Source organism: Paenibacillus hubeiensis (assembly GCF_032334105.1).
GTDB lineage: Bacteria > Bacillota > Bacilli > Paenibacillales > Paenibacillaceae > Paenibacillus > Paenibacillus hubeiensis.
The window spans coordinates 34,161-49,868 of the sequence record NZ_JAVYAE020000001.1; the positions used below are offsets into that span (position 1 = coordinate 34,161).

At 52.9% G+C, this 15,708-nt stretch carries 12 protein-coding genes; 5 read left to right on the forward strand and 7 right to left on the reverse strand.

Annotated elements, in window-relative coordinates; genetic code table 11:
- Window positions 1–11: 11 nt before the first annotated feature.
- Together RSX24_RS00140 and RSX24_RS00145 are read right to left on the reverse strand one after the other, a co-directional pair.
- Window positions 12–5,234 carry a fibronectin type III domain-containing protein gene (locus RSX24_RS00140; RefSeq protein ID WP_343259348.1) on the reverse strand — a complete coding sequence of 1,741 codons (5,223 nt, stop codon included), beginning with the start codon at window positions 5,232–5,234 and terminating at the stop codon, window positions 12–14.
- A gap of 490 nt (window positions 5,235–5,724) precedes the next feature.
- Window positions 5,725–7,281 carry an ABC-F family ATP-binding cassette domain-containing protein gene (locus tag RSX24_RS00145; protein ID WP_236419650.1) on the reverse strand — a complete coding sequence of 519 codons (1,557 nt, stop codon included), beginning with the start codon at window positions 7,279–7,281 and terminating at the stop codon, window positions 5,725–5,727.
- 272 nt (window positions 7,282–7,553) lie between these two features.
- On the opposite strand from RSX24_RS00145, the gene RSX24_RS00150 reads away from it, so the two are divergent.
- Window positions 7,554–8,000 carry an SET domain-containing protein gene (locus RSX24_RS00150; RefSeq protein ID WP_236419576.1) on the forward strand — a complete coding sequence of 149 codons (447 nt, stop codon included), beginning with the start codon at window positions 7,554–7,556 and terminating at the stop codon, window positions 7,998–8,000.
- 145 nt (window positions 8,001–8,145) lie between these two features.
- Here the strand turns inward: RSX24_RS00150 and RSX24_RS00155 are convergent, their stop codons facing one another.
- Window positions 8,146–8,751, reverse strand: coding sequence for a DUF1349 domain-containing protein (locus RSX24_RS00155; protein ID WP_438286762.1), 606 nt, complete (start codon window positions 8,749–8,751; stop codon window positions 8,146–8,148).
- A gap of 208 nt (window positions 8,752–8,959) precedes the next feature.
- Between RSX24_RS00155 and RSX24_RS00160 the strand changes: the two genes are divergently transcribed.
- Both RSX24_RS00160 and RSX24_RS00165 read left to right on the forward strand, forming a co-directional pair.
- Window positions 8,960–9,334, forward strand: a complete 375-nt coding sequence (locus RSX24_RS00160) for an iron-sulfur cluster biosynthesis family protein (RefSeq protein ID WP_343259350.1) — start codon at window positions 8,960–8,962, stop codon at window positions 9,332–9,334.
- A 173-nt stretch (window positions 9,335–9,507) separates the two neighbouring features.
- Complete coding sequence (locus RSX24_RS00165) at window positions 9,508–10,293, forward strand: M15 family metallopeptidase (protein ID WP_343259351.1); 786 nt, start codon at window positions 9,508–9,510, stop codon at window positions 10,291–10,293.
- A 156-nt stretch (window positions 10,294–10,449) separates the two neighbouring features.
- Here RSX24_RS00165 and RSX24_RS00170 read toward each other — a convergent pair whose 3' ends face one another.
- On the reverse strand, window positions 10,450–10,689 hold the full coding sequence (locus RSX24_RS00170) for a hypothetical protein (protein WP_236419567.1): 240 nt from the start codon (window positions 10,687–10,689) through the stop codon (window positions 10,450–10,452).
- A 127-nt stretch (window positions 10,690–10,816) separates the two neighbouring features.
- On the opposite strand from RSX24_RS00170, the gene RSX24_RS00175 reads away from it, so the two are divergent.
- A complete protein-coding gene (locus RSX24_RS00175; protein ID WP_339277851.1) occupies window positions 10,817–11,449 on the forward strand; it encodes a nitroreductase family protein in 633 nt (210 codons plus the stop codon).
- Between the two features lie 52 nt (window positions 11,450–11,501).
- On the opposite strand, the gene RSX24_RS00180 is transcribed toward RSX24_RS00175, so the two are convergent.
- Window positions 11,502–11,678 carry a hypothetical protein gene (locus tag RSX24_RS00180; RefSeq protein WP_339277850.1) on the reverse strand — a complete coding sequence of 59 codons (177 nt, stop codon included), beginning with the start codon at window positions 11,676–11,678 and terminating at the stop codon, window positions 11,502–11,504.
- Window positions 11,679–11,816: 138 nt separating this feature from the next.
- On the opposite strand from RSX24_RS00180, the gene RSX24_RS00185 reads away from it, so the two are divergent.
- Window positions 11,817–12,287: an AraC family transcriptional regulator gene (locus RSX24_RS00185; protein WP_343259352.1), complete on the forward strand. Its 471-nt coding sequence runs from the start codon at window positions 11,817–11,819 to the stop codon at window positions 12,285–12,287.
- Window positions 12,288–12,549: 262 nt separating this feature from the next.
- Here RSX24_RS00185 and RSX24_RS00190 read toward each other — a convergent pair whose 3' ends face one another.
- Both RSX24_RS00190 and RSX24_RS00195 read right to left on the reverse strand, forming a co-directional pair.
- Window positions 12,550–13,800 carry an aminopeptidase gene (locus RSX24_RS00190; RefSeq protein WP_343259353.1) on the reverse strand — a complete coding sequence of 417 codons (1,251 nt, stop codon included), beginning with the start codon at window positions 13,798–13,800 and terminating at the stop codon, window positions 12,550–12,552.
- A gap of 128 nt (window positions 13,801–13,928) precedes the next feature.
- Window positions 13,929–15,521 (reverse strand): acetate--CoA ligase, encoded by a 1,593-nt coding sequence (locus RSX24_RS00195; protein ID WP_343259354.1) that lies wholly within the window; start codon window positions 15,519–15,521, stop codon window positions 13,929–13,931.
- Window positions 15,522–15,708 lie beyond the last annotated feature (187 nt).

The window sequence follows — 15,708 nt, forward strand, 5'->3', positions numbered from 1 at the left end:
CGTTTGCCGCGTTACTTAGGCCATACCAGCTTATTCATCATCGCATACAGTAACACCGCCGACTCGGCACGCGTAGCTGTAGCCAAAGGTTTGACCTCGCCGTTATAACCACCAACGACGCCAAGCTGCACAAGCGTTGCAACACTTTGCCCGGCATAAGGACGGATCATATGCGCATCGTGGAAACGTGTCAGGACGTTCTCTGTTTCTACTGAACCCGGTTGAAGCAGTCCAGCCGTTTCAAGCGCTCTTACCGTCAGAGTCATCATTTCCTGCCGGGTAATGGCTGCCTCTGGCAAGAAACGCCCGTTGCCGGTACCGGTGGCAATGCCGAGCGAACGCGCAGTTCCAACCGCCTCGTAATACGGGGCGTCTGCCTTCACATCGGAGAATTCGTCGCCCGCTGGGGCATCCAAACCAAGCGCCGCGACCAGCCATTGCACATATTGACCACGCGTCATATCCTGTTTCGGCTGCAGATGACCTGCATCATCAGTTCCATCTGCATGGATGATTCCGCGTGCACCCAGCGCATGGATCGCTGTTCGGGCCCATGGAACGCTTCCCACGTCGGCAAATGTGCTCTCCACCCGTGCTACGGCATATTCTCCTGTACCTGATGAAGTGGTGAATACAACCTCGCCGCTCTGCTCGTCATATCGGCTTTGTGGCAGCGGTGCTGCCACTCCGTCCGCCCCGATCTTGAACGCAACAATGGCGTCAGGGTGCGCGCCTTGCAGCTTCCCATAAGGCATTCGAAGCGTCAAGACACTAGTAGATGGCCAAACTTCTCCATTCACGTCAAGATCCAGTCGCAATCCCTGTTGTGTGCCAAGCTGCCGTGCAGTCGGCTTCGCCAATGTTGTTTGCGTTAACCGCACCGTTACGATATCGCCGTCTGCAGCAACGTTTTTGCGCAAATCGGTCGGAAGCTCCAGCGACCCGAAAGCGGTCACGATCAAGATCCGGCGGGCCTTGCCGTCATCCACCAGCGAGGCGGCAGGCAGACGGAGCTCATATGCACCGGCCTCTGCACTCGCTTTCAAGCGAAGCTCCACCAGCGGTCTGTTCGAAGCTGCGGCAGGCACTGCCGCAAAAGCCGCTTCCATTGCGGATTCTTTCACCTCTGCTTGCGCGACGCCATCCTTGCCGGTCTCGGCCTTCACTTCAAGAAGAGCCCTGTCTTTTTGCGGTTGAGGTACCAAACGGTCTCCTGACGTGTTCGAGCTGCCGTTTTGACCTCCCGTGCCACCCGAAGTTCCGCCAGAGCTGCCGCCCGCACTTCCTCCTGTGCCGCCGCTTGAACCGTCGCTTCCCGTACCTCCGGATGAAGAAGCTTGTGCAGGCACTTTGACGATAAGAGGTACCGTCAATGCCTTGCTGTCGTCAGAGATGCGTGTAATCTCCAATTCCAACGTGACCGTAGCTTCTTCGGATGGCGGTACGATCGTGCCATCGACACGTACAACGTCCGGCATCGAACTCGAAGCGATCGCAATCCTGAACCCTTTCGGAACGGTCGGCAGCTTCAATGTTTTCGCGCCTTTGGCGGGCTGCTCCAGTGCTGTGATGGAAGCGGCGACTTCCTCGGCAGTGAGCTCCACCGTCTCCGTTTCGCAGGCCGTCGATAAACCGCCCAGTGATCCTCCCACCGCATCGAGCGCTTCCACTTTATAATAGTAATGCGTACCCGGCGTCAGTTCGCGATCCGTATATTGCCGCAAACTTCCGTTATAAACGACGCTGTACTCCCCGTCTTCACGCTCGGAACGATAAAGCTTGTAACCCGCCGCCCCAAGACGGGCATCCCAGTGGAGCGTAACGTCTGTTCCCGTCACCGCTTCGGCTCGCAACCCGGCGCTTTCGTCCACGGAAGGTGCCATGTCCGGTTTGGCGATGACGAGCCAACTGATCAGCGGATCCTGCGCTGCCGTATTGCGTACCGTCAGTTCCAGCTTGTTGTTCGAAACGGCAATGCCTTGATGAGCCCTCACACTAGATGGCGTATACGTGACTGCACCGGTATTCTCTCCATTAATATAGAAATTGGCTCGGCGCGACGTGTTCGTCCATGGATCATTGAATCCGGCATAGATATCGTATGTTCCGTTCGGTACGTCAAAGCGATAAGTCAGATCCGTGCCTTTGGGCGAATTGGTCACATTGCCGCCGTTCAAATAACGCACGGTCGAAAATATGTCTCCACCATTCGAACCGGAAGGCAGCGCATCCGCGCTGACATATCCCCAGTCGCGTCCCTCGCCCGGCGCATACATCTGGTCCGCCGTTCCCGGGTTGGCCAGCGTTCCTTTCATATAAGCACCCATCAATTTGTAATCGGCTGTCTCGTAACCCCCGCTATTGACAAAATAAAGGGCATTCTCGGGGACGACGTATACGCGCACCGCCTGTTTTTTGTTGCCGAACTCCGGCGTCCTCACCTGTAACGTGAGCGGACCCGGCTTCGCAAAATCTTCGGCCGTCATCACACGGTCGTTCACCGTCCAGACCGCTGGCGTCGGCACCAAGGTTTCTCCGTCGCGCACATTAACGGTTGTTGGCAACGCGGGAACCTTGCCGAGCGGTACTGCTTCCGGCAGCGGATCTGTAATATCCACCTTCCCCATCGAATTCAGCAAATCAGGCGTCCAACTGTCATACCACCGGATCGAGATATCGGAACCTATTCCGAATTCGATCGGCAGGAATACGTATTTGGCCCCGTCATTGGAGAAATTTCCGCCGTTCCATGTATCGCCCACATAAATGAATTTGCCCTTGGCCGGATCCACCGGAATCACTGACGTGGACTGCGTGCCAAACGCTTTGCCCGGATCAGGGTCGCTAGGCAGCGTGCGCACGAACGGATTCGTCATCGTAGACCACGGCCCGAAAATGTTGTCCGCCACGGTCACCTTGTTTTCGTTCGGCGACCAGCCGGTTGCGCCGGAGGTCAGCATATAATATTTGCCCTGATATTTGAACATGGCCGGAGCTTCGCGCTGTCCGCCAGGAAATACGCGCACGTAGTCTACACCGTATTCAGCCTGATAGGTAGAATCGCGCACGGGATTGCCTTTCTCGTCGGTCAACCCTTGCTTGTGCCATCCCGTGACGTCGCTGTAGTCATCCGTCAATTTGGAAATATACAACGTCAGATTTTCCTCGCTGGAGTAAATCAGGTATGCGGTACCGTCGTCGTCCTTAAACAAGTTCATGTCTCGTGCCATGCCCGGATTGCCTGGCTGGTAGTCCTTCTCCCCTTCGGGAGCGCGATCCATCCGGTAACTCTTCTGGTAGACGAACGGACCCGTCGGCGAATCGCTGATGGCATAACCAGCCTGCGCCTTGCCGTAGTTGGCGTTGTCGTTGTAAGGGTCCTTGTCTCCGTCCATGTGGGCCCACATGACGTATTTTTTCGTTTTGTCGTTGTAAATGACCTTTGGCCGCTCGATGATCCGGCCTCTGCGGATATCGGCCCAGATATCCACCCTGTCTTCACGGCCCGCGTACAGCTCCGAGATCAGCGGATCGTTGTCGAAGTCGTCCATGGATCGGATCATCGTGAGCGCCATTCCCTCATCCGTCCAGTTCATCAAGTCTGTCGACGAATATACGCGAATTCCCGCCGCCGGCCATCCTCCCGTGTGGTATTCGCCGTACCAGTAATACTTCTCCGTTTGCTCATCGTAAAAGAACCCGGCGCCATGGGCATCGATCGCCTTGCCGCCCAGGTCCGGCCATAATTGGCCTGGCGTAAAGCTCGTGCGAATCGTGGCGGCCCCAAGCGGCGTCGAAACCGGGGAAACAACGCCGTCAACTTCCGCCTGAATGTTGTAAAAATAACCGGTCCCCATCGATAATTTACTGTCCGTAAACGCAGTGTCGCCACCGCGATACACCTGTTGGAACGTACCGGCTGCACTTGTTGCTCTGGACACCGTATAAGTCACGTTCGAACCGGGTAGAACGTCCCAACGAAGAGAAATCGACGTATCCGTCACATCCGAAACGGCAAAACCGGTCGGGGAGTTGATATCATACGTTCTTGCTTCCGTTGTTGCAGGCGCGGATTCCCCGGCTGCGTTATACGCGGTGACGCGATAGCTGTAGCTGCTGCCAGGCTCCAGACCTTGATCCGTGTAACTGAGCGAAGTCCCCTCAACCACCTGCTCGTATGATTCGCTGCCAAGCAAAGCACGTGATACACGGTATCCGGTCGCCTTGTCTGCCGCAGACCATGACAGCTTTACACTGGTGGCATCGAGCCCGACCGCCGTCAAGTTGCCAGGTGCCTGCGGCGCCGTGGCTGCCGTCCGAACCTCCAGTGGCGCAGACCACAACGATTCTGTTAAGCCGCCATATTCGTAAGCCACTTTGTAGTAATAGTTCGTATCCGTGCTTAATCCCTCATCCACATAACCTGGAGACAGCGTGCTTGCCACGAAGGAATAACCGCTGTCCGGCAATGTGGAACGATACAGGCGATAACCGCCGGTCGCGCCTTCCGCTTCCGTCCATTGCAGCGATACCGAGGAGGCCGTCTGCTCGGCGGCAGTCAGCGCAATATCATTGGCGGGCGGCGGCTCGGCGACGATAACATCGTCGACTTGCACCGTCTGCCACTTGTTGCGAATGCCGACCGTACCGGCAGCATATGTATCGTCCGCAAGATCAAAGACGAGCCGATCGGCTCCGTTTTCCGTAATATAGGCACGAATGGATGTGCCCGACAGCACCAGCTTGAGCGTGTACCACGTATTTTTGGCAAAAGTGAAATCCGCCGTTTTCAACGTGGTATCCGTGCCGTTCACCCGCTTGGAAAACACAAGTTTGTTGGCAGGCACCTGCATTTGAAAATAATAAAAATGGTTCTTATCCTGAAAACGCGGCAAAATGCCTGGATATCCCTGCCCCGCCCCCGTATAAACACTTGTGGTCACGGTCATATCGGACATCCTATCACCAGTCGAAATGATGCCTTCCCCGGTATCGCTCTGATAGAGCGTGTTGTTGGAACCATCGAGCGGATCGGCAGCTATGCTCCAATTTCCTGAACTCACGATCCACTCAGGCGACACGGTATAATCCCCATCCGAAAAGTCATCCTGCAGCAGTATTGCGGGCATGCGGTCCACATCGGCAAAAACCTGGCCTGGCAGCATCCACGGTCCCGAAGACAGTGCCAATGAAGCCGCCAACACGAATGTAATCGGTTTCTTCAATGAGTTCAAATCCGTATCTCTCCTTTGCCTCGGAAGATCAAAACATGGATATAAGGGCACGGTGCTGTTTCCGGCCTGTGTTCAACACTAAAGCGCGCCAAGGGCGAGGGTCCGATCACCTCCCAGTTTCATGAAACCGGTTTCATTAAGGCGCAAAAAAAGACCTGTCTCCCATACTAGTAGCAATGTGCAAATAATAATTATCCGCCTTTTCCTTGCGCCTATATCGTGAAACAGGTTTCATTTTTATGCAAATGTAAGTGCTTTCCTGAATTATAGTATCGGCAAAACGAAGCTGTCAATCATTATTTCCATGCCAACATATTTCGTCACACCAGGCGAAAAAGCACGTATTACGCGGAAGTTCATCCGTGCAATGCGTGCTTTTCATTTCATCTTTGAGCATCTCTACGCCATGGTGTATTTGTATTATTCATCCAGCCCTTGAGGCGATGAGATCCTCCCCTCGCTTCACTGATATGCCGAGCGGCTTCCGGACTTAAAATACTTTCGTCGTCCACGATTCGCAGTTCCACGTATCCGTCACGACGTCGCGGTAAAATTCCGGTTCGTGGGAAATCAGCAGGATGCTGCCCTTATACGCTTTGAGCGCGCGTTTGAGTTCATCCTTCGCATCCACGTCCAGATGGTTCGTCGGCTCGTCGAGCACGAGCAGGTTCGTTTCGTTGTTGATCAGCTTGCACAGGCGTACTTTCGCCTTTTCGCCACCGCTCAGCACCGCAACCTTGCTCTCGATATGTTTGGTCGTCAAACCGCATTTGGCCAACGCCGCACGCACCTCAAATTGCGTGAAGGACGGGAACTCCTGCCAAATTTCCTCGATGCATGTGTTATAGTTCGCTTCTTTGATCTCTTGTTGGAAATAACCGATTTCCAGCAAGTCGCCGCGCTGCACCGTTCCGTCCAGCGCCGGGATTTCGCCCAAAATGCTGCGCATGAGCGTTGTTTTACCGATCCCGTTCGCACCGACGAGCGCAATTTTTTGTCCACGTTCCATACGCAGATCAAGCGGTCTGGACAATGGCTCGTTGTACCCGATCACCAAGCCTTTGGTTTCGAAAATCAGTTTGCCCGACGTTCTCGCTTCGCGGAAATTAAACTGCGGTTTCGGCTTCTCGGCCGCCAGCTCGATGACTTCCATCTTGTCGAGCTTCTTCTGTCTGGACATCGCCATATTGCGCGTTGCCACGCTCGCCTTGTTCCGGGCCACGAAATCCTTGAGGTCGGCAATTTCCTGCTGTTGGCGTTTGTACGCCGATTCGAGCTGCTGCTTTTTCATCTCGTAAACTTCCTGGAAGTGGTCATAATCGCCCACATAACGGGTCAAATCCTGATTTTCCATATGATAGATCAGGTTGATGACGCTGTTCAGGAACGGAATATCGTGAGAGATGAGGATAAACGCATTCTCGTAATCCTGCAGATAACGTTTCAGCCATTCGATATGCTGTTCATCCAGATAGTTCGTCGGCTCGTCAAGCAGCAAAATATCGGGTTTTTCGAGCAAAAGCTTGGCCAGCAGCACCTTCGTGCGTTGTCCGCCACTCAGATCGTTAACGTCCTTGTCCAGGCCGATGTCGGTCAGACCCAGTCCTCGGGCGGTCTCATCCACCTTGGCATCAATCAAGTAAAAATCCTGATTGGTCAGCGTATCCTGAATCGTGCCGACGTCTTCGAGCAGTTGCTCCAGTTCCTCGGGAGTCACATCTCCCATTTTGCCGTACATGTCGTTCATCTCCTGCTCCATGTCGAACAGGTATTGGAACGCGCTGCGCAGCACGTCGCGGATCGACTGTCCTTTGCTGAGCACGGCATGCTGGTCCAGATAACCGACGCGCATGCGCTTGGACCATTCCACTTTACCTTCATCCGGCTGCAGCTTGCCCGTAATGATATTCATGAAGGTGGATTTCCCTTCACCGTTGGCCCCGATCAAACCGATATGCTCACCCTTGAGCAGACGGAACGATACATTGTTAAAGATGGCACGGTCGCCAAAACCGTGACTCAATTTTTCCACGTTTAATATACTCATCATGACACCTTTTCTATATAGACTTATTCTTGTATATTATAAGCGTTATGGGCCGCTCAACTCAATGGCAACTTCAAATGGCAAGCTTGTCGAGAATCGCGCCGTTCCCTCCACCTTCATCACTATGAAATTCCTCTGCCCATTTGCCTAAATCATCGGAATCCGTTAAAATTTTTCTTTGTATACGTTAAGCTGTCACTGGAACAATAAATAAGGTGTATACACACTAATACAGAACGGAGCTCTTCTGAACGAGCATCAGGTGAAAAGCAATGATTGAAGTAAAACGTTCCCCCATTGGAGGAAGCGGAGAATTTAACCGCGGCGTATTCGCCACGGAGGACATTCCAAAAGGAAAGCTGATCCATCAGGCGCCGGTCGTTGCCTATCCGAATGAAGACCACCATCACATCGATGAGACCATACTCGGAGATTACGTATTCGAGTACGGCACGAACCATACTGCGATGTTGCTGGGTTACGGCAGTTTGATTAACCACTCCTATGAACCCAACGCGACTTATGTCATCAATTTCGACAATCATTCCTTCGATTTCTACGCTTATCGGGATATTCGGGCGGGCGAAGAAGTGTTGATCAACTACAATGGCGATGAAACTAACATGGACCCGCTATGGTTTCTCGATGATTACGAAGAACGCATGCAGCAGTTGAATCAAGCCGAGCAAGCTGCCGAGCGCGAAAAAAACGCTGAATGACGGCCTTCTGAACCCGGGAAAGGGCGGAAAGTCCGGACAGCACAAAGCCCACATGAACCTCAGAGAAGACAGGCGGAATCGTACGATGATTCCTCGCCTGTCTTCTTTCGTGTACCGTCTGTGCACCTATATCAAACGGAGGGTTCTACTCCTCGATCGGCGGATCAGCATGCAAGTCCACGTCCGGTGCCGTCTGCTTCCAGCGGAGGAATTCCACGCTGAAGCCGGCACGTTTCGGAGAGCATAGAAAAGGCCCCGCCTGTTTGCCTGTCGCATAGGCAAACCGCGCAACCCGGATCGTGCGCCATGGATGCTTGTCCGTTCTTGCGCGTATAATGACGGCATCGTTGCTCCAGGAAGCCCGGATCGTTACAATATGACCTGCCCACTCAGGCACAGGAGATAACGACCAGTCGGAAAAACGGTCCGTCACCACCACCGCTGCATGGGGTACGCCGTCGTTGACCTCAATGCCCGCTTTGATCCACTGATGCTGGTCATGCCACAACATCAAGCCCGCCTGATCATACAATTCGGTAAACGATTTTAAGTCAAAGGATACCTCGACGGCACGGTCTCCGTCCCATGCGGCAAGTAAAGCATGGCCATTCCGGTGGCAAAAGCCGTAAAACGTGTTTTCCCAAAAGTCGCTTCCCTCTGCCGCCTCGACGATCAGCCGATCGGATTGCAGAGCCCAAGATGCGGGCTCCCTTGTCCAGGCTGCTTCCGGCCATTGCCCAAAATGATTCATTGACATATGTACATCATCCCTTCAATCGACTTCCGGCATTTCTGCCCAACATCCCAAGTTCAGTATACCATCCATCCAATGTTCTGCGCGCATGTGTGCATCAACGTGATGCGGCTGCCTTTGACAGGAATGGTATACTATAGATATAGTTAGTTTTACATTGTTGAAGGTAAAACATTTCGATTCCGATCCAAAGGAGCGTGGCAACATGCGCATATCCATTACCGATCTTGCTGCAGAGCGCCTGACCGCAGGCCTCGGGGAGCAGCCGGGTTATTTCAAGCTTTTTTATGATACCGAAAATTGCGGATGCAACGGCGTGCTCGTCATCGACATCGTAGACCAGCCTGGAGCATTGGATGAACCCGTCGAAACGAATCTGGGCACATTCTACGTGGACCCCAAACAACAGCTTAACCTGGAGGAGAGCATGAAGCTGGATACCGAGCCCAACTATCCTTCGTTCAGGCTCAGCAGCGACTCAGGGGTGCTTAACGGCAACCTTCGCGTACGGGACGCTCGTGCCAGCGCGGTTGGAACGCCCGCAGCCATGAATGCCTGTGCCTTGCCATCCAGCAGATGATCTTTCTGCCAGCCATTGGCCTGGCCCATACCGAAACGGCTTTTGCGGCGACGCAGGGCCGTTTTTTTATTTTCACACATTTTGTTTACAAGTCGGAAACATTTGGAGAAACTATTGACATCATCCTCTAGTATACTCGGTTTATAGATTGATAGAACCGAGGAGGATGCAGCATGACCCCATCAATGAATCGCACACGCAAACATAAATCCATCATCTCCGCCCTTCTGGCCGGATCCGTCATTGCCGGGACGGCACTCGCCGCCGTACCTTTCACGTTCGGCACGGCAGCAGAAGCTGCGAGCTCCAGCTTTGCCCAATTCCTGCACGACAATGCACCATCCCGCACGATCAAAACAACCAGCAACGGCAAAGCTACAGTGACCAATCTCACGAGCACCGTCGTGCTGGTCAACAAAAAAAGAAACCTGCCGGCAAGCTATGAACCAAAGGATCTCGTCGTGCCGAACATCCCGTTCAGCTTCTCCGGCTCCAGCCCGAAAAAGCAGATGCGAAAAGCAGCCGCCACCGCGCTGGAGAAGCTGTTCGCAGCGGCCAAAAAAGACGGCATCGATATCAAAGCCGTTTCCGGATACCGTTCCTATGCCACGCAAAAATCGATTTTTGAACGCAATGCCAGCATCAAAGGCGAAGCCGTGGCCAACAAAACCAGCGCCCGCCCTGGACAAAGCGAACACCAGACCGGGCTCGCGATGGACATTTCCAGCGCATCCGCAGGTTACGACCTGCAGCAAAGCTTCGGCAGCACCAAAGAAGGCAAATGGCTGAAAGCCAATGCCCCGAAATTCGGCTTTATTATCCGCTACGGCAAGGATCAGGAAAAACTGACGGGATACTCGTATGAGCCGTGGCATGTCCGCTACGTCGGCGTATACATCGCAGGCGAAATGACGAAACAGAACCTCACGCTGGAGCAATATTTGGAGCGTGCCAAGTAAAAGTGACTGTGAATCAAGTACTTTTCTCGGTGAATAGAAATGATCCTATGATGGTCTGATCGTTACCACAAAACAAAAGGGAGAGAAAGGTCGGCGATCCGCCTTCCTGCTCTCCTGCAACGCTTCTTTTGACAGAGTGCGTCAAACCAAACCACTCTACGCACTGACGATGCGTTTGACAACTGCCGGGAGCCGTTTCATCCCTTCCGTCCCCGCCCAGGAGCCGACCCCAGCCAGCAGGGCATTATGAACCAGGTAAAAAGCTGCATGGTACGCCAGCGTACCCAGCACGATTTCCACGATGACAAACCGCTTCAACGTGGAGGATTCGATCACGTATACCCGAAATTCACGCGAGAATGCGTTGCTTTTAACTTGAGACAGCCATGCCTTCATCGGTCACCTCCACGGTTTATTTTCAGCGTATGGCAGCACCGACTTGTCTTATGCAAAAATTATACATACAAAAAGTAACCAAGTATGCTATAGTGAGTTTATAATTCAACCAAGCGAGGTACATACGATGAGTGATTTGGAGAACATTATCAAAAACCGCAGGTCTGCCGTTATTTTCGAAGAAGGCGTCGACATCCCCGAATCGGAATTCCACGAGATGTTTGCTTTGAACAAATTCGCGCCTTCGGCCTTTAACCTGCAGCACACCCATTATCTCGTGCTGACGGACCCGGCACAGATCGAAAAAGTCCATGAAGCTTCCCAGCAGTACAAAGTAAAAACGGCTTCTGCCGTCATCGTCGTACTCGGCGATATCAACGCTCACCATCACATCCGCACGATCAACGAAGGTTTGCTGAATCTTGGCGCTATGACGCCGTTTCAATACGAGCAGGAATCACAAAGCGTCACCGAATTTTACGAAGCCCGCGGCAGATTTTTCCAACGCGAGGATGCCATCCGCAATGCCAGCCTGTCTGCCATGCAGTTCATGCTGATTGCCCAGGATCGAGGCTGGGACACTTGTCCAATGATCGGTTTCGATGCCGAGGAGCTGCAAAAAAGCCTTGAAATTCCCGATCACTATGTGATCTCCCTGGTCATCACGATCGGTAAAAAATCGGAAGCCAAGCAGCGTCCGCGCGGTTACCGCAAACCGATTAACGAGTATGTGAGTTTCAACAAATTAAACGTGGAATAATGAATAACAAACCGAAAACAAACCATGCCAAAAAGCCACGATCATCGTGGCTTTAATACGTTTCATATATAAGCTGCTCCGACAGATGAAATGCTTCGTCAAACTCCGCAAACAGGTACAATTGCCCCGCAGGCGTTTCCCCTGCGTCGAATCCAAGCCGGAAATTTCCGTTTTCTTCGAACGCCACCTCTGCCAAAATCAGTTCGTCAACGTCCTCATCGGGATGCACTCCGCAATCTGTTCTAATGCGTCCTGAGTTGCGATGCCGTCGTGAGTTCAAAAAAAGGGCATGAAATTCATTTTAGTCCATGTTAGTATCCGAGTGGGCTTACAAGTCCATATACTTTCGGAAAGGGTTGAACCACGCATGTCCATTTCTCTCGAAACCATCTCACGTACCCGAATGGCTTATGTTCGTCAAATCGGACCCTATGGCCCTGCCAACAAACAGGCAATGGAAACCTTGAAAAGCTGGGCTCACGATCAACATTTGTTATCCGAAGCTTCCGTATTGTTCGGCATTCCGCAAGATGACCCTGCAACAACTCCACCTGAGGCATGCCGATATGACGCGTGCATCGTGATCAGCGACGATTTCGTTTTCTCCGGAAACGATCCCGTAAAGGAAGGAGAATTGGCCGGCGGAGATTATCTTGTATACCGAATCGCGCATACTGCGGAAGCCGTGATGCATGCCTGGACCAGCATTCCCGGTTTGGTTCGGGATCACGGGCATTCAATCGCAGATGGCCCCGTGATGGAACGATATAAAGGGGAACTTCTTCTGCGGCATCAATGCGAGCTTTGCATTCCTGTGCGCAGGGACGCTAACCTTTAGGTGAACAATTCCCATGTAAACATGAGTCATCGGGGCGCGCGAAGTTGTGGAATTTATCGAATGCATCGGTCAGGGGCTTAAACCCGCTTTCCAAGGAAAATGAACATGCGATAACTTCACTTGCCCAATAGATCGTGCAGCCTCTTCTCATCAGAGAAGATCAGGAAGCGTTTCGCGCAGACCGCACTAAATCAAAAAAGAGCGGATCATGCAGGCAGGATGGCCTACGTGATCCGCTCTTTGGGTGACGGGCATGCGAGAATTAGTTGTTGAACGCCCAGTTGCCTTTGCGGAATACCGGCTCGATCGTGCCATCCGGCAATTCCCCGTCGATATCCAGCTCTGCGGAACCGATCATAAAGTCCACATGGGTCAGGCTGACGTTGCATTCATGCTTTAACAGCTCTTCGTTGTTCATCGTGGTGCCGTCCTTCATGCAAAACGGATATGCGCTCCCCACCGCAAAATGGCAAGAAGCATTTTCGTCCACGCCGGTATTGTAGAAAATGCGGTTCAGGTTCGAAATCGGGGAATCATGCGGCACAAGCGCCACTTCACCCAGATAACGCGCACCCTCATCGGTGGAAAACAGGTTTCTCAGATGCTCCTCGCCGGATGCGGCGCTGAACGCAACGACCTGTCCATCCTTAAATGTGATCTTGATCTGATCAACCAATTGGCCATTCAAATTCAGCGGCATCGTGCTGCTGACATAACCGTTGACCCCGCTGCGCTTCGGCATGGTGAACACTTCTTCGGTCGGCATGTTGGCGACAAAATAGTGGCCTTCTTTATTCTCGCCGCCTCCGCCATGCCAGATATGCCCGTCGACAAGCTCGATCTTCAGATCGGTGCCTGGCGCGCGATAGTGAAGGCTTTTATAGTTTTTGGCATTCAGGATGGCGTTCATGTCGTTCAGCGTTTTCAAATGATTTTTCCAATTTTCCACGGCATCGCCGCCGTCGACGCGATTCATTTTGAAAATGGTGTCCCACATGACGCTGATCCGTTCTTCTTCCGGAATGTCGGCAAACACTTTGTTCGCCCACGCTTTCGTCGGCGCTTTGATCAAGCACCAGCTGATTTCGTGGTTGCGCGTGTATTTGGAAAATCCGCGGCGAGCGGTTGCCGCAGCCTTGGTTGCACGCGACACCTTGTCCGAATCGATGCCGTTGTACAGATCCGGATCAGGGACTTTGATCGTCAATGTTGCGCCGCCTTCGGCCGCGAACTTCTCCAGCATTTCCGCTTTCCAGGCCGGAAAATAATCGAAGCTGTCATCCGAACCGTGGATGAAACGGCTGCGCGTAATGATGTCGTCCTCGAAATCGACTTGCACGTATTTCGCGCCTGCGGCATAAGCCTTCTGTACGATCAACCGGGTCAGATCCAACGTTTCAATCGGAGCCGTAACGATCAGCACCTGTCCTTTCTGAATGTTGACGCCGACTCGCACGACGAGTTCTGCATATTGTTCCAAAGATTGTTCAAAGCTTTGTTCAAATGTACTCATGATCATTTCACTCCTGATGGTAGTAGTCTGGGCTGCTAAGACACCCAAAAACTGCGTCTATAGAAACCACGCTTCGCTTCTCCGGATTGTTCTGCCTCTCCGTTAACGTGTGTAGATTTTTTTGCAGATTAACCGTTGCGTTTTTCCTGCTCGCGCAGCTCGATGCGCCGAATTTTGCCTGAATTGGTTTTGGGCAGGTCGGCCACGAATTCGACTTTACGCGGATATTTGTAAGGGGCCGTCCATGTCTTCACATGATTTTGCAGCTCTTTCACCAGCTCGGGCGAGGATTGGGAAGCGTCTTTCAGCACAACAAACGCCTTGACCACATGGCCGCGGATTTCGTCCGGACTCGCCACCACGGCACATTCCCTCACGCTCGGGTGTTTCATGAGTGCTTCCTCTACCTCGAACGGCCCAATCGTATATCCTGAGCTGATAATGATGTCGTCGCTGCGGCCCTCGAACCAGAAATATCCTTCTTCATCCACGCTCGCGCGATCCCCGGTTACGAAGTAGTCCCCGCGCAGGTTCGCTTCCTTGCGGCCTTCATCTTTATAATACTCACGGAACAGCGCAGGCATGTCTTTATGTACCGCAATGTCCCCTACCTCTCCGGCTGGCTGCGGCTGGCCGTCTTTGTCAATGACCACGACCAGACCTGGCGCGATGGACTGTCCCATGGAGCCAATCCGGACAGGAGCCCCGGAAAGGCTGCCGATCACCAGCGTACTTTCGGTTTGTCCATACCCGTCCCGAATCGTCAATTCGAAATGACGCCGGAAAATTTCGATTACTTCCTGGTTCAGCGGTTCGCCTGCCGACACCGCGCTGCGCAGGCTGGACAGGTCGAAATGTCCAAGATCATCCGTTTTGGCCATCAGCCGATATTCGGTCGGCGTGCAGCAGAGTACGTTGATGCGCTGCTGCTGCATTAACTGCAAGTAACGCTGCGGATGGAATGACCCGCTGTAGATCAGGCCGGTAGCGCCTTTTCCCAAGACGGACAGGAAGGGGCTCCAAATCCACTTTTGCCATCCCGGCGCAGCCGTAGCCCACACGACGTCCGAAGGCTGCACGTCCAACCAGAGCGTTGACGCAATCCGCAAGTGGGCATATGCCCAGCCATGGCTATGAACGACACCTTTCGGGTTACCTGTCGTTCCGGAAGTATATGCGAGAATCGCGATATCATCGCGATGCGTCTCCACGGCAGGCAGCACATCCGGCTGCCCCTGCATCAGCTGCTGAACATGCAGCCAGCCTTCGCCAGGCACAGCTTCGTCTCCTTGCGGTCCGGCAACGATACGGTGTGTGAGCGATGGCAAGTCGGCGTCGATTTTCTCCACTTCCGACGTCGTTTCGTTCCACACGATGACGGCGCGGGCTTGAGAATGGCGGAGACGATATTCCAAATCTTTGGCACGCAGCATTTCCGAAGAAGGAATAATGGCAATGCCAAGCTTCAGGCAAGCAATGTATATAACGTATGCGATGATCCGTCTGGGAACCATGACGAGCACCCGGTCGCCTTTGACGAGACCCAGGCTGCTCAGTCCGGCTGCAAGACGGTTCGCCTGTTTAAGCAGGTCACCATACGTGATCTCTTCCATTTCAGCCTGATCGCTGATCCAGCGAAGGGCAACCCGATCCTGCGGGTGGTTCTCCATCTCCGAGGTCATGTTATAGATTTCCGGCGAAATCCACTGTTGAAAATTCATGGTGAAGCCACTCCTTTGTAATTCCGTGGTATGAATCGGTGTACATTGTTCCATTATACCCTAAATGCTAGGACCTGGTGCCATGAACTGTGCCTAATCCGCAAAAAAATAAACACCGGTCAAATACATGCCTGCATGATCTTACAAATATGGTTTCGAAAAGAATGATATTAAAGCCATGTTAGAG